The organism is Vibrio sp. McD22-P3, from assembly GCF_021568915.1.
GTDB classification, from domain to species: domain Bacteria; phylum Pseudomonadota; class Gammaproteobacteria; order Enterobacterales; family Vibrionaceae; genus Vibrio; species Vibrio mediterranei.
Window position 1 is genome coordinate 1 of record NZ_JAKGTN010000016.1, and the last position, 21,102, is coordinate 21,102.

19 protein-coding genes and 1 pseudogene are annotated in these 21,102 nt (G+C 46.0%); 7 read left to right on the plus strand and 13 right to left on the minus strand.

Features of this window, described 5'->3' with window-relative positions:
• From rpsF to kefG, 6 genes and pseudogenes are all read right to left on the minus strand, one after another.
• Window positions 1-62 (minus strand): annotated as a pseudogene (gene rpsF / locus L2W36_RS18305) (30S ribosomal protein S6); the annotation flags it as partial.
• A gap of 189 nt (window positions 63-251) precedes the next feature.
• On the minus strand, window positions 252-1,193 hold the full coding sequence (locus tag L2W36_RS18310; protein WP_198558373.1) for an isoaspartyl peptidase/L-asparaginase family protein: 942 nt from the start codon (window positions 1,191-1,193) through the stop codon (window positions 252-254).
• A 74-nt stretch (window positions 1,194-1,267) separates the two neighbouring features.
• Window positions 1,268-1,849 (minus strand): peptidylprolyl isomerase, encoded by a 582-nt coding sequence (slyD, locus tag L2W36_RS18315; RefSeq protein ID WP_038223079.1) that lies wholly within the window; start codon window positions 1,847-1,849, stop codon window positions 1,268-1,270.
• A 148-nt stretch (window positions 1,850-1,997) separates the two neighbouring features.
• Entirely contained in the window at window positions 1,998-2,201 is a 204-nt protein-coding gene (locus L2W36_RS18320; protein WP_006074807.1) for a YheV family putative zinc ribbon protein, read from the minus strand.
• Window positions 2,202-2,249: 48 nt separating this feature from the next.
• The gene (gene kefB / locus L2W36_RS18325) at window positions 2,250-4,046 is read right to left on the minus strand and encodes a glutathione-regulated potassium-efflux system protein KefB (RefSeq protein ID WP_006074808.1); all 1,797 of its coding nucleotides are present in this window, start codon (window positions 4,044-4,046) and stop codon (window positions 2,250-2,252) included.
• Entirely contained in the window at window positions 4,033-4,644 is a 612-nt protein-coding gene (gene kefG / locus L2W36_RS18330) for a glutathione-regulated potassium-efflux system ancillary protein KefG (RefSeq protein ID WP_236110939.1), read from the minus strand. Before kefG ends, kefB begins: the two co-directional genes overlap by 14 nt.
• A 233-nt stretch (window positions 4,645-4,877) precedes the next feature.
• Between kefG and L2W36_RS18335 the strand changes: the two genes are divergently transcribed.
• Both L2W36_RS18335 and L2W36_RS18340 read left to right on the plus strand, forming a co-directional pair.
• A complete protein-coding gene (locus tag L2W36_RS18335; protein ID WP_038230927.1) occupies window positions 4,878-6,797 on the plus strand; it encodes an ABC transporter ATP-binding protein in 1,920 nt (639 codons plus the stop codon).
• Window positions 6,797-7,276, plus strand: a complete 480-nt coding sequence (locus L2W36_RS18340) for a TIGR02444 family protein (protein ID WP_031494156.1) — start codon at window positions 6,797-6,799, stop codon at window positions 7,274-7,276. The genes L2W36_RS18335 and L2W36_RS18340 overlap by 1 nt, the downstream gene beginning before the upstream one ends.
• Here L2W36_RS18340 and L2W36_RS18345 read toward each other — a convergent pair.
• Complete coding sequence (locus L2W36_RS18345) at window positions 7,266-7,862, minus strand: LysE family translocator (protein WP_006074812.1); 597 nt, start codon at window positions 7,860-7,862, stop codon at window positions 7,266-7,268. The two genes, L2W36_RS18340 and L2W36_RS18345, sit on opposite strands and share 11 nt — an antisense overlap.
• 119 nt (window positions 7,863-7,981) lie before the next feature.
• Between L2W36_RS18345 and L2W36_RS18350 the strand changes: the two genes are divergently transcribed.
• The 5 genes from L2W36_RS18350 to crp all read left to right on the plus strand — a co-directional run bounded on the left by L2W36_RS18350 (window position 7,982) and on the right by crp (window position 12,475).
• Window positions 7,982-9,370 carry an aminotransferase-like domain-containing protein gene (locus tag L2W36_RS18350; protein ID WP_236110946.1) on the plus strand — a complete coding sequence of 463 codons (1,389 nt, stop codon included), beginning with the start codon at window positions 7,982-7,984 and terminating at the stop codon, window positions 9,368-9,370.
• Window positions 9,367-10,353 (plus strand): hydrolase, encoded by a 987-nt coding sequence (locus tag L2W36_RS18355; protein WP_006074814.1) that lies wholly within the window; start codon window positions 9,367-9,369, stop codon window positions 10,351-10,353. Before L2W36_RS18350 ends, L2W36_RS18355 begins: the two co-directional genes overlap by 4 nt.
• 38 nt (window positions 10,354-10,391) lie before the next feature.
• On the plus strand, window positions 10,392-10,604 hold the full coding sequence (locus L2W36_RS18360) for a YheU family protein (protein WP_031493588.1): 213 nt from the start codon (window positions 10,392-10,394) through the stop codon (window positions 10,602-10,604).
• A gap of 125 nt (window positions 10,605-10,729) precedes the next feature.
• Window positions 10,730-11,599, plus strand: a complete 870-nt coding sequence (locus L2W36_RS18365; RefSeq protein ID WP_006074816.1) for a phosphoribulokinase — start codon at window positions 10,730-10,732, stop codon at window positions 11,597-11,599.
• A gap of 243 nt (window positions 11,600-11,842) precedes the next feature.
• Window positions 11,843-12,475: a cAMP-activated global transcriptional regulator CRP gene (gene crp, locus L2W36_RS18370; protein ID WP_004410522.1), complete on the plus strand. Its 633-nt coding sequence runs from the start codon at window positions 11,843-11,845 to the stop codon at window positions 12,473-12,475.
• A 68-nt stretch (window positions 12,476-12,543) separates the two neighbouring features.
• Here crp and L2W36_RS18375 read toward each other — a convergent pair whose 3' ends face one another.
• The 6 genes from L2W36_RS18375 to L2W36_RS18400 form a co-directional block, all read right to left on the minus strand.
• Entirely contained in the window at window positions 12,544-13,335 is a 792-nt protein-coding gene (locus tag L2W36_RS18375; RefSeq protein ID WP_236110953.1) for a DUF1338 domain-containing protein, read from the minus strand.
• 12 nt (window positions 13,336-13,347) lie between these two features.
• Window positions 13,348-14,805, minus strand: coding sequence for a succinylglutamate-semialdehyde dehydrogenase (gene astD, locus L2W36_RS18380; RefSeq protein ID WP_236110954.1), 1,458 nt, complete (start codon window positions 14,803-14,805; stop codon window positions 13,348-13,350).
• A gap of 95 nt (window positions 14,806-14,900) precedes the next feature.
• The gene (astA, locus tag L2W36_RS18385; RefSeq protein WP_236110955.1) at window positions 14,901-15,920 is read right to left on the minus strand and encodes an arginine N-succinyltransferase; all 1,020 of its coding nucleotides are present in this window, start codon (window positions 15,918-15,920) and stop codon (window positions 14,901-14,903) included.
• Window positions 15,921-15,993: 73 nt separating this feature from the next.
• A complete protein-coding gene (locus L2W36_RS18390) occupies window positions 15,994-17,211 on the minus strand; it encodes an aspartate aminotransferase family protein (protein ID WP_006074821.1) in 1,218 nt (405 codons plus the stop codon).
• Window positions 17,212-17,599: 388 nt separating this feature from the next.
• Window positions 17,600-18,181 (minus strand): aminodeoxychorismate/anthranilate synthase component II, encoded by a 582-nt coding sequence (locus tag L2W36_RS18395; RefSeq protein ID WP_031495532.1) that lies wholly within the window; start codon window positions 18,179-18,181, stop codon window positions 17,600-17,602.
• A 126-nt stretch (window positions 18,182-18,307) separates the two neighbouring features.
• Window positions 18,308-20,923, minus strand: coding sequence for an ExeM/NucH family extracellular endonuclease (locus L2W36_RS18400; protein WP_443088402.1), 2,616 nt, complete (start codon window positions 20,921-20,923; stop codon window positions 18,308-18,310).
• Window positions 20,924-21,102 lie beyond the last annotated feature (179 nt).

The following is a 21,102-nucleotide window of genomic DNA, read 5'->3' on the forward strand; positions in this document are numbered from 1 at the left end:
ATGCCAGCAACTTGCTCGCTTTGATCAGGGTGCACCATGAATACGATTTCGTAATGACGCATTGGTTGCTCCTTACGGATTATTAGCTTCCACGTTTGGCTCGGTCGTCCAGAGGAAGCAAGGAACGAATAAAAAAGACCGAGAATTAAGGACCGCGAATGTTACAGAAAGGACGGAAAATAAGCAAGCAATTTTAGAGGTTTAAGAGGCTAAGCAATACCCCTCAATGCTTAGCCATCCAAAAAGCCTTGTTATTCATCAGCATAGATCTTTACAGTTAACTCACCATGGCAATCTACCGAGGCGCGGTACATACCTGAGCTATTCATACCAAAATGAACATCACCTTGAGCATCCACTGCAATTAAGCCACCCTCGCCACCCATGGTTTTCAGTTCACCTTGAATTACCGCTTCACACGCCGTATGAACGTCTTCTTTTAGATAGCGCATTCGCGCCGCGACATCACCGGCAACGGTTTTACGGATAAAGTACTCACCCATTCCGGTGGTTGATACCGCAACATTGCCGTTTTCAGCGAAGGTACCTGCGCCGATAATCGCAGTATCACCAACGCGGCCGTACTTTTTATTGGTTACACCACCAGTACTTGTCGCGGCAGCCAAGTTGCCATGGCTGTCCAGTGCCACCGCCCCTACCGTGCCGTATTTTTTGTCATCTGGATATTTCGATTCAGACAGGGCAAACAATCCTTTCTCTTTCATCGAAAGTAATTGTTCGTAGCGACGCTCAGTAAAGAAGTAATCTTGCTCGGTATATTCGTGTTGATGTTCAAATGCAAACTTCTCCGCGCCTTCACCGATTAATAACACATGATCGCTATCGCGCATCACATCTCGCGCCAGCTCAATGGGGTTACGAATATGACGAACGCCAGCGACTGCGCCTGCATCCATAGCCGCGCCATGCATCACAGAAGCATCCATCTCAACCATTTCATCATGAGTTAATACCGAGCCTTTTCCCGCATTAAAATGTGGCGAGTCTTCCATCACTTTAACCGCTGCTACTGTTGCATCTAGAGCGTCCCCACCCGCTTCCAATATCGCAGCGCCCGCCTGAACTGATTGAGTCAGTGCTGCCAATATCTCTTGCTTCAATGTCTCAGTCATCTGTTCACGCAATATGGTTCCAGCGCCACCATGAATCGCAATTGCAAAAGGCTTAGTCATACCGTTCGTTCCTACTTCCCTACTGTTTAAAACCAAAAAGACCTCCCATAGGGAGGCCTTTCAAAACTCAACGATTAGTGAGAACCACAACCGCCGCCACCGCAGCAACCGTCTTCTTTTTTCTCACCGTGGTCGTCACCACCACAACAGCCACCTTCTTCACCGTGACCTTCGCCGCCACAACAGCCGCCACCTTGGTGAATATGACCATGTTCAATTTCTTCTGCCTTAGCTTCGCGAATCGCAACCACTTCAACATCAAACGTTAGTGTTTGGCCTGCAAGCATGTGGTTACCGTCAACCACAACTTCGTCACCGTCTACTTCCGTTACTTCAACAGGGATTGGACCTTGGTCTGTATCCGCTAGAAAACGCATGCCCACTTCGATAGTGTCAACGCCTTGGAATACATTCGCTGGTACACGTTGTACTAATGCGTCATTGTGTTCACCGTAAGCATCCTCTGGAGAAACAGTAGCTGTGAATTTATCACCCGCTTCTTTGCCTTCAAGTTCCTTTTCTAGACCAACGATTAGGTTGTTGTGACCGTGTAGGTAATCTAGAGGTGCTTCTACTGTTGATTGATCAACGACAACACCGTCTTCTGTTTTTACTTGGTACGCTAGGCTAACTACTGCGTTCTGAGTAACTTTCATGTGAGCTCCAAAGGATTGGCCTTGAGAGATCATTAAAGCAAAGCCTTTTTGCGAACAGCAAACCGACTCAAATGATCATCTCATCAAAAATTAATCCGCCTTTAAGCGGCGTGTTCGCATATTATGGGGTCAGAAATAAGAAACTCAATCATTCAGGCTTAAAAATTCCGATTAATTCCTCATCACTGCGTTCAGTTTTCTCTACAGCTTTTGGCGTGCGTTGTTCCTTGAACTCACACTCTACACACTCCACCCACTCAACATTGTTGTCTATCCACCAGCGCAAACTGTCTTGCTGGCTACACTTAGGGCAGCTTGCCCCCGCAATAAAACGTTTCTTGGTACTGCTCATGTTACTTCCTAATTCAGACCTTCAACCGCAATAGCTTTAACTTCAACGTTAATCCCAGAAATTACGCGATTGGCGATCATTTTCCATTTCACGGCCAAAGATTTCTTCGAGTTCTTTACGAGCTTCTTTCGATCTTTGTGCCAATTCTTTATCTTCACTGTGTTGAGGCAACAACTCTTTAAGCATGGCATTATCCAGCTTTCTAAAGTGCGCTTCTGCGCGCTTTGCCTCATAAGGATGAAATCCTAGCTCCACTAATGCCTGTCGACCTAAATCTAGGGCGCCCAAAAATGTCTCTCGCGAATAACATTGCACGCCATGATTCATAAGCTGATAGGCCTCTACTCGACTTCGAGCCCTCGCTAAGACTCTAAGCTTAGGAAAATGGTTATGACAAAGGTCCACCACTTCCATGATCTCCTCAGGAGAATCGGTACAGATAATGATAGCCTCGGCTTTATCGGCGCCCGCCGCTCTTAACAAATCCACCTGAGTCGCATCACCATAAAACACCTTATAACCGTATTTTCTTAACAGGTGAATTTGGCTCGCATCACTTTCTAATACGGTAACTTTGACCTTATTGGCGTACATCAAACGACCGACAATTTGTCCAAATCGTCCGAAGCCAGCAATGATCACTCTAGGCTGTCGATCCTCAACATCGGTTTTAATGGTGGTTTCTTCTACATGATTGAGTGATTTCTCAAACCATTTTTTCTGTCCCATAAGCAGCAATGGTGTGGTTACCATGGACAAACTCACCACAACTAGCAGAAAGGCAGACTCTTCGGCAGGCAATAGCCCTTGCGCACTCGCCGCCGTAAAGATGACAAAGGCAAACTCACCGCCTTGGCTTAAAATCGCCGCCATTTTACTGCGCGATTTCGGTCCGATACCAAACAAACGGGCCAGTACGTACAAGATAAGCCCTTTGATAATGACCAAAGACACCACAGCAAACAGCACAGCGAGTGGTTCAGAAATCAGTAATCCAAGGTTTACCGCCATACCCACCGCGATAAAGAATAACCCTAGCAGCAGACCTTTGAATGGCTCAATGGCGATTTCCAACTCATGCCGGTACTCACTTTCGGCCAGTAACACCCCTGCTAAAAACGTACCTAAAGCCATGGATAACCCAAGCTTTTGCATAAAGGCAGCAATACCAATCACTAGCAGCAATGCGGCCACGGTAAACAACTCACGCACACCGCTCATGACGACATAACGAAACAGAGGACGAATCAGAAAGTGGCCGCCCACCAGCAAGCCTAAAACGCCCGCTAACATCCAAATAATGTCTGCCCAGTTGCCCGCTGTGTTGCCTGCTAATAGTGGCAGTAATGCCAACATTGGAATAACCGCAATATCTTGAAACAGCAGAACGGCAAAGCCGGATTGTCCAGTCTCGCCGCCTCCTAGCCCTTGCTCTTCAATAACTCGAAGGGCTATCGCAGTAGATGAAAGCGCGAGGCCCATTCCTATCGCTAAACTGGTTTGCCAAGAGAGATTAAATAAAGAAGCAATCGCAGAAAGAATCAAAGTAGTGACGACAACCTGTGCACCACCTAAACCAAGGATGGGAACTCGCATCTGCCACAGCTTCTTAGGATTCAGTTCCAAGCCAATTAAAAACAGCAGCAGTACGACACCAAATTCGGAGAAATGAAGTATTTCATCCACATCGCTAATAAGCCCTAGCCCCCATGGGCCAATGGCAACACCAGCCAACAGATAGCCGAGAACACTGCCCAATCCAAGGCGCTGGGCAATGGGAACCGCAACCACAGCAGCAGAGAGGAAAATAACACCGCTTTGCAAGAAATCGTTAGTCATCGCCATGTTCCACCTCCGCACCTTGCAGCGTGGACATCATCAAAGATTCATCAAACGGATGCATTAACCATTGGCGGTACAATTCCGCATGTTGATATCGCTCCATATCACCGACACGTCGTGACCAATAGAGCACCAGCGGCTCCATCCACTGCATTTTACACAGGGCAGCCGTTAGCTCGAATGGCTGCAAAATCTGCTCTAACGGGTACTTGTTGTAGCCCGATTGACTAAAGGCAGACTCTTTACCTCCGGTAGTAATGACACTACGCCAGTACTTACCTTCCAATGCGCAATCATCACCGAAGGCAAAGCCTTTACCCAGCACACGGTCAATCCACTCCTTTAACAAAGAGGGGCAAGAGTACATATAGAGAGGATGCTGAAGCACAATTACATCGTGATCGAGCAAAAGCTGGTGCTCAGCTTTAACGTCAATAAAGAAGTCAGGATACAGAGCGTACAGATCTCTTAGGGTGACATTATCAAGAGATTCAATCTTCTTGAGCATTACCTGATTGGCAATCGAGTTTTGCGGCTCTGGATGGGCATAGATGACCAGAACCTTGGGGGATGTGTTGGTGCTTTCGAGTATGGAAGTCATTCCTAGACGTCTATCCTTAAACCTAGCGATACCCTTAAAGCTTAAGGGTAGATAGATATGATTGTTATTTAAATCATTCTATTTTTGTTATCAGTTTGTTCCATCATAACCCAAACTTACGCCAAGGTGCAGGTTAGTTTGCGATGAGTAGGATCGGATAATGATCGACATTTAAACACTTTGCCCCTAGTATTCGTTGGTCAAAAACTCAATAACAAGCTAGCTGTATTCATATGATCACCTTCTCTGATATTCAATTGCTTCGAGGTGGTAAACCACTCCTCGATCAAGCCTCTGCAACCATTCACCCAGGTGATAAAGTAGGTTTAGTAGGTAAAAATGGCTGTGGTAAATCCACGCTCTTTGCTCTGCTAAAAGATGAGCTTTCCATCGATGCTGGCTCGTTTAGCCAACCTGCGCATTGGGAGTTAGCTTGGGTAGCACAGGAAACCCCTGCGTTAGATCGCAGTGCTATCGAATATGTCATTGATGGTGATAGAGAATATCGTGCACTAGAACAAGCTCTGGTTGAAGCCGAGAAACAAGACAATGGCACACTAGTGGCAGAGCTTCACGGTAAGATTGAAGTGATTGGTGGCTACAGCATCCGTGCACGTGCCGCTGAACTGCTTGATGGCCTTGGCTTTAGTCAAGCACAAATGAGTTGGAGCCTAACACAGTTCTCAGGTGGTTGGCGCATGCGTTTAAACCTCGCGCAAGCTCTGCTGTGCCGCTCTGATCTACTGCTACTCGACGAACCAACCAACCACTTAGATCTAGACGCCGTCATGTGGCTAGAGCGTTGGCTGCAAAACTATCCGGGTACCTTGGTTCTGATCTCACACGACCGAGACTTTTTGGATCCGATCGTTGGTCGCATTATCCATATCGAAAACCAACTGCTAAATGAGTACACGGGTAACTATTCTTCGTTCGAAGATCAGCGTGCGCAAAAGCTGATCTTGCAACAAGCGCAATATCAGAAGCAACAAAAGCAGATGGCTCACATGCAAAGCTATATTGACCGCTTCCGTTATAAGGCGTCTAAAGCTCGCCAAGCACAAAGCCGTATTAAAGCATTAGAACGCATGGAGAAGGTGCTTCCCGCTCAGTTTGATAATCCATTCAGTTTCGAATTTAGAGAGCCAGCCGCGCTTCCTAATCCTATCATTATGATGGATGACGTCTCGGCCGGTTACGACGATAACGTCATATTAGAGAAGATTCGTCTAAATCTCGTTCCCGGTAGCCGCATTGGTCTGCTAGGTCGTAATGGCGCAGGTAAATCGACACTGATTAAGCTGCTCTCTGGAGAGCTCAACGCAAAGGGTGGCGATCTCAACTACTCGCAAGGCGTGAAAATCGGTTACTTTGCTCAGCATCAATTAGAGACACTTCATCCGGAAGAAACACCTTTACAGCACATGATGCAAATTGCGCCTCAACATACCGAGCAGCAGCTTCGTGACTACTTAGGTAGTTTTGGTTTCCAAGGAGAAAAAGCACTGGAAAAAGTCGCGCCTTTTTCTGGGGGTGAAAAAGCACGTCTGGTGTTGGCTCTGATCGTTTGGCAAAAACCAAACTTACTACTACTCGATGAACCGACCAACCACTTAGATCTTGATATGCGCCAAGCGCTAACTTTGGCACTGCAAACCTTTGAAGGTGCGATGGTTATCGTCAGTCACGACCGCTATTTATTGCGCGCGACCACCGATGATCTTTATCTTGTGCACGATCGCCAAGTGGCACCATTTAATGGTGATTTGGTGGACTACTATAAGTGGCTCACCGACCAGCAGCGACTAGAGCGCAAAGAAGCCCAAGAGAACGAGCCAGAGAAAAGCTCTAACAATAGCGCAGCAGCGAAGAAAGAACAGAAACGTAAAGAAGCTGAGTTTAGAAAGCAAACTGCACCAATTCGCAAAACACTGACAAAACTTGAAGAAAAAATGGATAAGTTATCCGCCCTTGTCGCTGAGGCAGAAGAGCAATTGTCCGATACTTCTCTGTATGATGCGGAAAATAAAGCTAAACTCAATGAAGTACTTGCCAAACAGGCTTCTAGCAAATCCGAGCTCGAAGACGTAGAAATGGAGTGGATGGCCCAGCAAGAAGTTCTTGAGCAAATGGAACAGGAATTTAATCAGTAATGACAACAGAGCACGTATCTTCCACACTCACCCTAGAACACCTTTGGCAGTTTAGCCTGCAATATTACGGTGTGCGTGAAGTGAAAGAAGCGTGCTTAAATTTGCAAAATCAATTTCATGGTAATGTGAATCTGCTACTGTTGCTGAAATGGCTCGACGAACAATCGGTTCGCTTTCAATCTGAAGACTGGCATCTAGTCCAGTCTTGTTTAGGGCGAACCGAACAGCTCCTGCACCAATATCGCGATATCCGTCGCCAACTCAAACACAACGTAGTTGATAGCCTTTATCGTGAAGCCCTAGAATTTGAACTCAGTCTGGAAAAACAACAGCAGTCCGATCTTGTTGACTGTATCAATAGCCTTGCACTGATCCCCCAAGATCACGAGCCACTAGTACTGATCTACTGTCGACAACTTGGCGCCGAACATCTGGGATTGATCTTCGCTAAGCCTATCAGCGAACTCCCTACCAGATAAACACTACACAAGAAGCTGTCAGCGCCGCCATGCTAGAGTTAAAGCGTCGCCACGCAGTGGGAGTCGACAGCCAACGACGAATAAAGGTGCCAAAACCAACCCACACAGACGAAGTTTGTAGCTGAACCACTAGAAAAATCACCGAAATGCCAATCAAGGACCACCAATAATACTCACCAGCAATGGCAAATGAACTGACCGCCGTAACTGACATAACCCACGCCTTAGGATTCAGATATTGAAACAACATGGCTTCCAAGCATGTCATGGGCTTTGCCTGCTGAGCACCATCTCCTTTGTTAATACCAGCGGTTAGAATGCGCCAAGCCAAATACAACAAGTATGCACTACCAAGCCATTTCAAAATTTCTTGCACCACTGGGTAAGTCTTAAACACCACACCTAAACCCACACCATTGAGCAAAATGAGGCTAATCAAGCCAAATCCAATACCGAAAAAATGAGGTATCGAGCGCATGTAGCCAAAGTTCGCGCCTGAAGCTGTCAACATGACATTATTTGGGCCTGGGGTCCCAGTCATGACAACGGCAAAAAGTGCCACAGACAAGAAAAATGACCAATCCATATGATTCCTCCAAAAATTGTACCGATACAATTACAAAAATTACGTTGCTTTATTGTTAATTGGCGACCAAAATAACCCTAACAAACGATCAAAACAGACGCAAAAGGTTTATTGTCACCATGACAATCGAAACAATTACGGTATACAAGCAAGATCCAACACCGATCTACAAACAGATCGCCGATCAGATCGCACATCAAATTGAGTCAGGAGAATTGGCAAGCAATAGCAAGTTACCGACCCATCGTTGGCTTGCTGATCAGTTGCATGTCACGGTTGGCACCATTACTCGCGCCTATTCTGAAATCGAGCGTCGTGGCTTAGTTGAAGCTCGAGTAGGTGCCGGAACTTATGTGGCAGATACCAATAAACCCAGCTGGGCGTTTGAAGAAAGCAGTGTCGATCCGAATGAATACAATTTTGGTTATAACATTCCACCGCAGCTGGATCGCAGTGACATGCTGAAGCAAGCGATGCAGAGGATCTCCACCTCTCCGGCTCATTTGAACCAACTAATGATCTATCAGCCTCCTTCTGGTCTGGATGCGCATCGTTCGATTGTCACTAAGTGGTTAAACAGCAAAGGCATTAAACTGCACGCCCACAAGCTACTATTTAGCTCGGGGGCTCAACATGCCATTCAAATGGTTTTAGATACTTTCACCAGAGCAGGTGATACGGTGTTGGTTGAAAAGTACACTTATCCAGGCGTCATTAGCCTAGCGCGCCAGAACCAATTGACCCTAAAAGGGGTTGAGATGGATGAGTTTGGTGTCACTCCAGAATCGCTTGAAGTCTGCTGTCAGCGCTATTCACCACGATTTATTTATCTCACGCCGACACTACAAAACCCGACCACGGCAATCATGCCTGAAGAGCGTCGACTCGATATTATTCGTGTGTGTGAGCAGTACAATGTTTACATCATTGAAGATGAAATCAACGGATTGCTACTCGAATCTCCACCAGCCCCTATGGTTAATTACGCCCCAGAACGCGTGGTTCATATTGGTGCTTTCTCAAAATGCCTCGCTCCCGGGTTGAGGGTGGGCTATGTCCATGCACCAGAAAAACTGTATCAAAAGCTATTGGTGACGCTACAAACTCATAGCTGGATGATTAGCCCTCTACTCACCGCACTAACCTGTGAAATGCTAACCTCTGGTGACGCAGAACGTAACTTAATGCTCATACACAGAGAGATGAAAGCGCGTATTGATATTGCGACACGTGCCCTCGATGGTTTTGAGCTAGGCTATCAAACAGGTGGGTTTCATATTTGGCTAACCCTCCCAGAAAACTGGCGCCTTAGTGAGTTCGTTAGCAAAGCCCAAGAGATGGGTATTATCGTTAAATCCGGTGAACTGTTTGCCCCACCCGGTGGCTCGGTAGCGCCGGCAGTGCGTTTGTCGTTAAGCTCGCCACAAACGATCGAACAACTTCAAATCGGCGTAGACAAATTAAAAGCCCTGTTATTATCCAACACAGTCGATGAATTCACCCTATGAGTACTGCTAAATTTATTGCCGCCAAAGGACTTGGTAACCCGCACATACAAACCTTGATTCCTCGCTTCGTAAGAAGAAAGCCTTTGTTTGAACCAATTTGGGAAACGTTGGACACGCCAGATGGCGACTTTGTTGAGCTTGCATGGAGTGAAGAGCCTCATTCATCAAGCGCGAAAAGCAAACCTGTTTTTGTTCTGTTTCATGGGCTAGAAGGCTGTTTCAATAGCCCTTATGCCAATGGCTTAATGCACGCTTTTGCTCAGCAAGGCTGGCTCTCTGTTATGATGCATTTTCGCGGCTGCGGTCCCAACCCGAACCGGCTAGCTCGTGCCTATCACTCTGGTGAAATTGGTGATGCTAGGCAGTTTATCGAGCTTTTGGATCATCGTTACCCAAATGCCAAGAAGGCTGCTGTAGGCATTTCGTTAGGGGGCAACATGCTGACGAATTATCTTGCTCACTACCAGAATGACAGCAAACTGGATGGCGCAACGATTGTCTCTGCACCGTTGGATCTCGGTGCATGTGCTCGACGAATTGAGCAGGGCTTTTCCAAGCTATATCGCTCATACCTACTCAGCTCAATGAAAAAGAACGCGCTAAACAAACTGCATCTTCTCAGTGATGTATTAGGTCTTACGGCGGAAAAAATCCAAAACATGCGCAAACTGTACGAGTTTGATGACCTAATCACCGCACCACTGCATGGTTTTCGGGATGCTGAAGACTATTACAATCAATGCTCTGGATTACAAAGAATGTGTGACATTACTGTTCCCACTCAATTTATCCACGCAAAGGATGACCCATTTATGAGCCATGAAGTCATTCCAAACTTCGCCCTCCCTGCTCATATTGACTATCGCCTACACGAACGTGGTGGCCATGTGGGTTTTATGTCTGGCAGTCTGCGTCAACCTAAGTTTTGGCTAGAAGAAACCTTGCCAAACTACTATCGCCACCTACTCCACTCGTCCACATGACGGTATACTCTCCCGTATCATAGAGTGATGAGGTATTTATGATTATTCCATGGCAACAAATCGCAGCAGAAACGCTGGATAATTTGATCAAAGAATTCGTATTGCGTGAAGGTACTGACTACGGCGACACTGAGTGGTCGTTGGACGATAAGGTATCGCACGTCAAAGCTCAACTAGAGAGCGGAGAGGCTGTAATTGTCTTCTCCGAATTACATGAAACCGTCGATATTCAGCTACGTCGTTCGATGTAAATGACGTGAGCATGACAATCTAGTGCTATAGTAAAACGCTATTGAACCTAAATGAGCAAACAACGTCTAAATAGTTCATAGGGTTAGCAAAACAAAATTATAACTATCATTACACAGGAAGTGTTATGTCTGCAAAACACCCCATTATTGCGGTGACCGGCTCTTCTGGAGCAGGTACAACAACAACGTCAGAAGCGTTTCGCAAAATGTTCAACATGATGAGCGTGAAGCCCGCTTTTATTGAAGGTGACAGCTTTCACCGCTTTACTCGTCCAGAAATGGATATCGAGATCCGCAAAGCCAAAGAGCAAGGAAAACACATCAGTTACTTTGGCCCGCAAGCAAATGACTTCCCTGCGTTAGAAGAATTCTTCCGCAACTACGGACAAAATGGCACAGGTCAGTTTCGTCGCTACCTGCATACGTTTGATGAAGCTGTACCATACAATCAAATGCCTGGCACATTCACGCCTTGGCAAGATCTGCCTGAAAATTCCGATGTACTGTTTTATGAAGGCTTACACGGTGGTGTTGTCGACGGAGAGGTAAACGCAGCTCAACATGTCGACTTACTTATCGGCATGGTGCCGATAGTCAACTTGGAGTGGATTCAGAAATTTGTTCGTGATACTCGCGATAGAGGGCATTCCAGAGAAGCGGTTACCGACTCTATTGTCCGTTCAATGGATGATTACCTTAGTTATATTACCCCGCAATTCTCACGCACTCATATTAACTTTCAACGCGTCCCTACGGTGGATACCTCCAACCCACTCAACGCCAAAGGCATTCCAAGCTTAGATGAAAGCTTCGTGGTGATTCGTCTACGTGGTATCAAAAACGTCGATTTCCCTTATCTACTGGCAATGATAGATGGCTCGTTCATGTCGCGACATGACACCATAGTGGTACCGGGCGGTAAGATGAGTTTTGCGATGGAATTAATCGTCAGACCAATACTTCAACAGCTCATAGAAACTGGAAAAATAGGTTAGCTTTCACGCTTTAACCGTAGATGATTTTTTATACCGTGATCATGTGCACAGTTTTGTATAGAAAAATGGTCTGATGACACGATTAAAATCAAGAAAAATGGCGCAAAAAAGGATACTATTTCTAGGAAACAGAAGATCGCTTGCGCCATCTTCAAAGTGCTTTTATGCTAGTAAGTCTTAACCAACGGGCTTGCTAACAAATATGGAAAGCAGCAAGCATACCCTGCAGAGGAAGTAAGATATATGGTTCTAGGTAAACCTCAAACCGACCCAACGTTAGAGTGGTTCCTTTCACACTGCCACATTCACAAGTATCCTTCTAAAAGCACGCTAATCCATGCGGGCGAGAAAGCGGAAACTCTTTACTACATCGTAAAAGGTTCTGTAGCGGTACTGATCAAAGATGAAGAAGGCAAAGAGATGATCTTGTCTTACCTTAACCAAGGTGACTTCATTGGTGAACTTGGCTTGTTCGAAGAAGACCAAGAACGTACGGCATGGGTACGTGCAAAATCTCCTTGTGAAGTTGCGGAAATCTCATTCAAGAAATTCCGTCAGCTGATTCAAGTTAACCCTGATATTCTAATGCGCTTATCTGCTCAAATGGCAAGCCGTCTACAAGTGACTAGTCAAAAAGTAGGTGACTTAGCGTTCCTAGACGTAACAGGCCGCATTGCTCAAACGCTACTAAACCTAGCGAAGCAACCAGACGCAATGACTCACCCAGATGGCATGCAAATCAAGATCACTCGTCAAGAGATCGGCCAAATCGTTGGCTGTTCACGTGAGACAGTGGGACGCATTCTTAAGATGCTAGAAGAGCAGAACCTAATCTCTGCTCACGGTAAGACTATTGTTGTTTACGGTACTCGTTAATTTCTAGCGACGTTACTTTTACAAAAGCTAATAGCTAAAAAGCCACCGCGAGGTGGCTTTTTTATTATTTATTGGTGCGTACTCTCAAAAATCTTATCCGCAGATGCCGCAACGAAACCTTGATAGTAACTGCCGTCCGCCATTTGATATCGCTTAGCAAACTCATAGAAGCCGCCAGGGATAGTCTGTTCACAATCGGTGAACATCACTGGAACTTTATCCGCCATTGTTGAAGACTGCTCAAGTAACACCTCTGGAGAACCTTTCACTTCGCCGCCAGATTCATTGATAGCAAAACCGGCCTCACGAAGGTGTTGGTTTACTTCTACGACTTCCTGAAAACGATCCAGCTGATTTACGCTCACCGTAAAGTGGTTAGCGCCATAACCGTGGGCAGCCAACCACGATGCATACTCGCTCTCTTCGGCTAGCGTCTGAAAATCAGCGTAACTCAAGTCCCATAGACGCCCACCATAAAGGAAGTCTGCGCTATCCAACTTCGCCGCTTCAACTTGAGCCACCAGTTTAGCGACAATATCTTGCAGCTGCTGCGAACACAGTTCGACTCTAAGCTCACTAATAAACACTTTTGGTAATAGAGCATTACTATGCTCTAAATGAATCGCAGAGAGCTTCTTAGCCTCAAACACATAATCACCAGAGACTTTGTAGCCAAGAGCGATAAAGTGCTTTGCCAACGAATCGATGCCCAGAGGGCCGACATTAAAAGTACGTAGCGCAATGTGGTCATTAATCAGCGCTTCATCCTCTTTGAGCAGAGCATGGACTTTATCAGCAGAAGGGCAAAGACGGCGAATATAGTCTTGCCATAAATGGTTAAATAGAGCGTCTACAGTCATAACAGAAGTTCCTTAGAGTTCAATACCAGGGCTTAGCGTTGCAGGAAGCACGGTATTGTCTCCTTCCATGGACGCCATAGGGTATGCACAGTAATCGGCCGCATAGAAAGCACTTGGTCTTAGGTTACCTGATGCACCAGGTCCTCCGAATGGCGCATCACCACTCGCTCCAGTAAGCTGACGGTTACGGTTTACAATGCCTGCACGAATATGGTCAACGAAGTACTGCCACTCTTCATCGCTTTGCGAAATCAAACCTGCCGACAAACCAAAACGAGTATCGTTTGCGAGTTCTACTGCTTGTGGTAGCGTTTCATAGCGTACTAGCTGTAATAAGGGACCAAAGTACTCTTCATCTGGTAGCTGATCGATATTCGTTGCATCAATCAACGCAGGCGTAACGAAAGCGGCTTGTAGGCGTTTCGCTTCCACTAAGCTATTACCACCTAGCTTCAGGAGCTCTGCTTGTGCCGCAATAATATGGTCAGCTGCCTGTTCAGAGATTTGTGGCCCCATAAATGGTGCTGGCTCAGCGAAAGGCTCATCGATACGAATCTTACCAATTGCAGAAATTAAGCGTTCAACCAGTTGATCACCTTTTTGCCCAAATGGCACATAAAGGCGTCTTGCACAGGTACAGCGTTGTCCAGCACTGATGTATGCCGATTGCAAAATGGTATAAACCGCAGCATCAATATCCCCAAAGTCTTCACTGATCACCAGCGGGTTATTGCCGCCCATTTCTAGCGCTAACATCTTGCCCGGTTGCCCCGCGAATTGCCTATGCAGAATGTGTCCCGTATTGGCGCTACCTGTGAACAGTACGCCATCAATGCCTTTAGAATCAGCAAGCGCAATGCCCGTCTCCTTGCCGCCCTGAACAAGATTAATGACACCAGAAGGAAGACCAACCTCTTCCCAAAGTTTCATGGCTAACTCGCCTACAAGTGGCGTCTGCTCAGATGGTTTAAAGACCACAGTGTTCCCTGCTAGTAACGCAGGCACAATGTGACCGTTAGGTAGGTGACCTGGGAAATTATAAGGCCCAAAGACAGCCATGACACCAAGAGGCCTGTGACGGAGGACGATTTGGTTGCCAGCGGCTTCGCGTTGGGTCTCGCCGGTACGCTGATGATACGCACGGATAGAAATCGCAATTTTGCCAGCCATCGCTCCCGCTTCAGTGCGCGTTTCCCATAACGGTTTACCCGTTTCTTTGGCGATGGCGATGGCAATATCTTCACTACGTTCTTTCACTTTCTCTGCGAAAGACAAAACGATGGCTTCACGCTCTTCAAATGGACGCTTCTTCCACTCGATAAATGCCTGACGAGCAGCTGAGACGGCGCTTTCAACCTGTTGAGCAGTAGCTGACTGACCTTCCCAAATAGTTTGATTGTTGTATGGGGATAGTGACTGAAAAGTGTCACCTTGGCCTGCAACCCAGTTACCTGCGATCCATTGAGTCATAGTGAAGTTCCTTAAATTGAATGAGATAAGAGCAGCAGAACTTCCGCTTCTCTTAAAGCGTGGTGGTAATCGACCACCATCTTATTATTTGACTGTTATTGAGCCAGCATACGCACCATATCGCCCTCGGCGACATTCAGTGCTTGTACTGCTTCTGCTGTGAGCAATACCTTGCCACTTTCTGGGTCGTATGCCGCTTTGGCCGCCACCGCTCGGAAGTTCTCAAACGAGGTATTTGCCACCAAATAATCTTGAGAGCTCGAGTGCTCTGCAATCGCTACTTGAGCTCGGAAAGAGTCGCGAACCGCTTGAATATTGCGAAGGTCACATTCAACCGTAGGGCCTGCATCGAAAATGTCGACATAGTTACGGCAAGTAAAGCCTTCGTTTTCAAGAAGCTTCAAGGCCGGACGCGTATTCTCATGCACCTGCCCAATCACCTCTTGCGCTTCTTTGCTGAGCAAGTTGATATAGATAGGAAGCTTTGGCATTAGATCTGCGATAAAACCTTTTTTACCAATTCCGGTCAGATAATCTGCCAAGGTAAAATCGATAGAAAAGAAATGCTCTTGTAACCACTTCCAAAATGGAGAATTACCTTCCGCATCGGACACACCGCGCATTTCAGCAAAAATCGTTTTAGAGAAACGTTCTGGGTGCTCTGCCATCATCAAAAAGCGGCATTTAGACATCAATCGACCATTCAATCCGCCACGGAATTCAGGGCGTAAGAACAAGGTACAAATCTCACTGCATCCAGTGTAATTATTCCCAAAGGTCAGAAGCTTAACGACATTGTTGACGTTGAGTTTTGGTGACGAGTGCACCACCGTACTAATGTGATAAGAATAGAAAGGGACATCCCAGCCAATCGCACCTTCTATACCTGTGGTACCCGCCACTTCACCAGTTTCTGTATCAACACCCACCATCAAATAACCTTCGTCGGTCGGTGTCGTCACATCTTGCTTGGCAAAACTGTATTCAGAATGGGTAATTCGGTTAGTAAGAAGCTCTTCATTCACAGGAAGAGAAGTAAAACCGTGTCCTGATTCTACCGCGCAAGTATGCAGCGCGTCGTAATCAGACATAGAGATAGGACGAACAACAAGCATCAATAATCCCTCCTGACGCAAACTCTCCCGGCACATCCAAACATCCGAGAGAGTATTTAATTGCTAACTAAGTTTACGACGCCACTAAGGTGCTGATCGCTTTATCTAGTTTAGCTAATCCTTCTTCAACTTCTTGTTTGGTAATCACTAGTGATGGGGTAAAACGAACCACATTTGCACCCGCAACCAAGACCATTAGGCCTTGTTGGCCTGCAGCTACTAAAACATCACGAGCACGACCTTGCCACTCTTCATTCAGCGCAGCACCAAGAAGTAGGCCTTTTCCACGAATTTCGCTGAAAATACCGTATTTTGCGTTTATTTTTTGTAGACCATCGCGGAACCACGCTTCACGCTCAGCGACACCAGCCAGAACATCTGGGCTCGACACTACATCCACAACCGCTTCTGCTACCGCACACGCTAACGGGTTACCGCCGTAAGTAGAACCGTGCGTCCCCACTTTCATGTGTGCAGCAAGTTTCTCAGTCGTTAGCATAGCGCCAATCGGGAAACCACCACCAAGAGATTTCGCCGTGCTCAAAATATCGGGCGTTACACCTAGACCTTGGTAGGCATAAAAGTGACCAGTACGGCCATTACCCGTTTGCACTTCATCAAAAATAAGCAGTGCATTATATTTATCACATAACTCACGAACCGCTTGAACAAACTCAGGCTGAGGAGAAACAATACCACCCTCACCTTGTAGCGGCTCCATCATCACTGCACAGGTTTTCTCTGACATCTGAGCTTCAAGCGCAGCGATATCATTATAAGGAATGTGTGATACGTCGCCCGGCTTAGGACCAAAACCGTCAGAATAAGCAGCTTGACCACCAACAGTGACCGTAAAGAAAGTACGACCGTGGAAACCTTGGTTAAAAGCAATGATTTCTGACTTTTCAGTACCATGAACATCTGCCGCCCAGCGGCGTGCTAGTTTCAGCGCCGCTTCATTGGCTTCCGCACCTGAGTTAGCGAAGAAAACTCGTTCAGCAAAGCTAACTTCCGTCAGTTTTTTCGCCAAGCGCAGTGCTGGCTCGTTGGTCATGACATTACTCAGATGCCAAATCTTGTTAGCTTGTTCAGTAACTGCATTTACCATCGCCGGATGGCAGTGGCCTAAACAACTCACGGCAATACCACCCGCGAAGTCGATATATTCATTCCCCTGCTGGTCCCAAACGCGAGCACCCTCGCCTTTTACTGGAATCATTTCCATTGGGTTGTAGCAAGGTACCATTACCTCATCAAACCACTCGCGAGTTACCGCTTTTTCCGTTGTCATAACACATTCCTTCTCATTACAGCATGTGGGAGAAAGGCGCTTCACTCTTCCATTTTAAGTTACGGACCAAGAGCGATCCCTCGAACTCATAAAGAAAGAAAAGATTTTCTATCGCTTTTCCACAGATGCAGCATTGTATTTACAATTATTTAACCATAGCAATAGTGAAAAATACTTTTTAAGTAGCTAAAGAACAAAACTCACCGCTGCCTCATGAGTATTTATGCATCAAAATTGAATGGGAATGAAGCGTTTTTTCCTGCATCCACCAAGAAAGTCAGCAAATAAGGTTTTGCTCACTTTGACATCAGTAAAGACGAATAATTTTTCAATTTAATAAGTAAAACTTATGATGGATAAGAAAACAGAAAAGAGTGATCAAGATCGACTATTTTTGAGACAGGAAATTGTTAAGAAGCTCGTGACCTTGTTCAGTTTTGATAGATTCTGGGTGAAATTGAACCGCATGTAGACAAAGCGACTTGTGCTGGTAACCCATAATTTCGTCGAAATCGCCACTCTCTAACTCAGTCCATGCCGTTATTTCAAAGCAATCTGGAAGCGATTCTTTTTCGACGATTAATGAGTGATAACGGGTAACAGTTAATGGGTTATTGAGGCCAGCAAACACACTTTTGTTGTTATGACGAATGGGTGAGGTTTTACCATGCATCACTTCACGAGCACGGATCACCTTACCACCAAAGACCTGAGCGATCGCCTGATGACCTAAACAAACACCGAGTAGTGGCAATTTACCTGCAAAGTGCTTGATCACCTCTAAGGAGATTCCTGCCTCATTAGGTGTACAAGGTCCTGGAGAGATAACTAAATGAGAGGGGTTTAACGCTTCAATACCAGCAATATCAATTTCATCATTGCGCACCACTTTTACTTCGGCACCCAGTTCAGAAAAATACTGAAACAGGTTAAAAGTAAAGGAGTCGTAATTATCAATGATGAGTAGCATAGCGCTCGCTGTGGTATTGAGTTTGCGAAAAATAAGGCGGTATTTTGCAACAAGATGGCAGAAAGGCAAGTAAAAATGGGGAGAAAAAAAGCAGCAAGGCTGTAAACACCTTGCTGCAGAGGATAATTATCCTTGTTTACGTCGACGTAGACCTAACAGCAGCATCGCTGATAAACCCACTAAGCCAACCGAACCACCACGCATATTCAGATCAATTACCGCAGGATCATGGTCAGAAGAACGATAATGGTCTTGATACTTAGGCAAATCACCTTTGTATTCATCGTTATAGTCAAACAGCGTCGACTCCGCCGCATTGATGTGCCACTCAGTGGCATCAACGACACGCTTCGACAAGCTTGGACTAATAAGGATATGGTCGAGCGCGCCGACTTCATCATTGTATGAGTAACTCCAACCTTGTGGATGCATCTCTCCCAGTACGTTGACGTAACCATAGCTGTGGTCAATGACCGCACCGTCATCACCAAATTGCTCTTGCTCACCAATAAAGGTATTGCGAGCAGCACGAATGGTTTTGCCATACTTCTCTTGACTGTAGTCAGTCAGAATTAGCAGTGGATCTTCTTTTCCATACGCATTGAAGTCACCCAAGACAACTTTATGTCCTTTAATCGCTTCCAACGCATCACCTAACGCAACAGCCGCTGCGACACGGAAGTTTTCACATGACCCTTGCTGATCAGTATCTTTGCCTGCTTGACCACCTTCAGCAACAGGAGCTGCATCTTCCCAACATTTAGAGCCTTTTGATTTGAAGTGATTGACCGCTACCGTCAGCTTCTCCTTCGCCCCTTTCACCTTAAAGGTTGGTGCCAGAGTATTACGTTGATAGTTCTTACCGTCTTCAATGACTTTGCCATCGTCATCCAGCACTTCAGGCGCAACCTGACGAGGCATTTCCAGTACATTAACTTGTTTTAGTTTCACTTGCTTAGGACGATAAATAACGCCAGTTGTAATGGCATCGCTACCCACTGCATCAAGCTTATCAATGACACCATCTTGATTGCTGTCTACCGAAACGAAGTCATAGTGCAATTTCTTGTTATCTATACGAGCGTTAAGCTCTCTGACTAACTGAGCAATGGCTCCATTGTCACCAAAGCCGTTGTTCTCTATTTCCATCAAACCAACAATGTCGGCATCAAGCTTGATAAGCGCATTGAGTATTTTCTCTTGCTGGACTTCAAACTCAGCAAAGTTGCTAGCACCTCGATTGCTGCCGAAGCGGTTTTCATCACCACCGAATGGCGAGGTAAAGTAGTTAAGAACGTTAAAGGTCGCAACACGTAGGTCTTTCTTGTTCCATGGCTGCTCTGCAAGCTCAGGAACTTCAGTGCGCGGTGTATTACGAACGAAGTTATCAGCAGAAATAGTATTCGTCACAAACAGGCGGTAATCACCGTAGCTGTACCCAATGATCCCTTCAATATCGAACAAGGTATCGTTGATACGAATGTAATCTTCAGTGCTGCCATCTTGGTCCACGTCGGTACGACCAAATTCTGGGTAGTACGGCACTTTGCCATTTGGTGCTGCCGTTGGTGACTCAACAAATAGTCGACGTAAGCCGTTATCTTCGCTTTGCGCTTTAGCTTCATCAGAACCTGCGGCAAACTGCTGATTTGGATGTAGATTCACGCGTTCATGCGCCAATACCATATTGTTGCGACGTGCGCCATAGTCATAGCCAAAGGTGCGACTAATACGCATATCAAGCGCTTTTGGTAGGCGTACTAGCATGCCTTCGTAACGCTCTAATGTCTGCTCAAAGTTCTCATCGGACTCAAGCACTTCAATTGCTGTCGCTTGTGGGGCAGCTTGTTCTCCTTGCTTAAACCAATCTTGTTCATTGAGCTTAAGCTGAGTCTGTCCATAGAACTCTTGGATTTGACCACGAACACAAACCACATCGCCAGCAGCTAGGCTTGGATTTGCTTGAGTGTAAACATACAAACCATTAGACGTTAACGGGTTATGATCATCCTGCAATGCCTCTAAATAGAAGCCTTGATTAATGCCCGTGCTTACCGCCGAGACCACGCCTTGAACAAAATACTGTTCACTAGTGATGTATGGGTAGCCATTGATATAAGGAGAACTGCTACCTTCACCCTGAATCGCTTGAATGTCAGTAAAGGTTGGTGCAGAACCGTTGTCGAGACATTGGAAAGGTGCTGGTGGTGTTAGGTCCTCCAACTGACCTAAACCGGTAACATCGTTCTTACTCAGTGTTGCCCATTGTTCTGGTTGGTAAGTCACCGATGGTTGATGATAAGGCGTGTAACGCACTAAGGTTTTATCTGCACCAAAGTTGTCGCCCATCGTGCCAATCATATCGATGATTTGGCCATTGCTATCCATCAGTGCAATCGGGTCGTCACCATTAAAATTCAATACTTGATCAGAGGTTGAAAGCGTTGCGACACCCAGAATGGCATCGTCTGCGCGAGAGTTTGCGAACACAAGTACTGACTTAGCTGGAATGACATAACTAGAGAGATCTAGTGTGCTCCAACTGCCGTTCCCATTTGGCGATTTAGCCAGTTGGTAACCCACCAACTGAACTTCTGAGTCACCAGAGTTGGCTATCTCAACTGCCTTGTTATAACCACTTCCCTCCACATATTGCGAAAGAAAGATCTCTGCGTTGGCACCTCCGGCTAATGCGGACGCTATCGCTAACGCTAACCACTGCTTTTTATTTGTGCGTGTCATCATTCACCTCGAATTAACTGGCAATGTTATCCCTTGCCTTTATTGCACTTTGTTGAATATAAAAATGATTATTTTCGAGACGAGTGTTGTCATTTAGAGTGCAAATGAACAATGAATATTCAGTTAACTGAGATACAGCTCTCATTCAAAGTTTGAACAATTTAGCCTGTGCCAAAAAT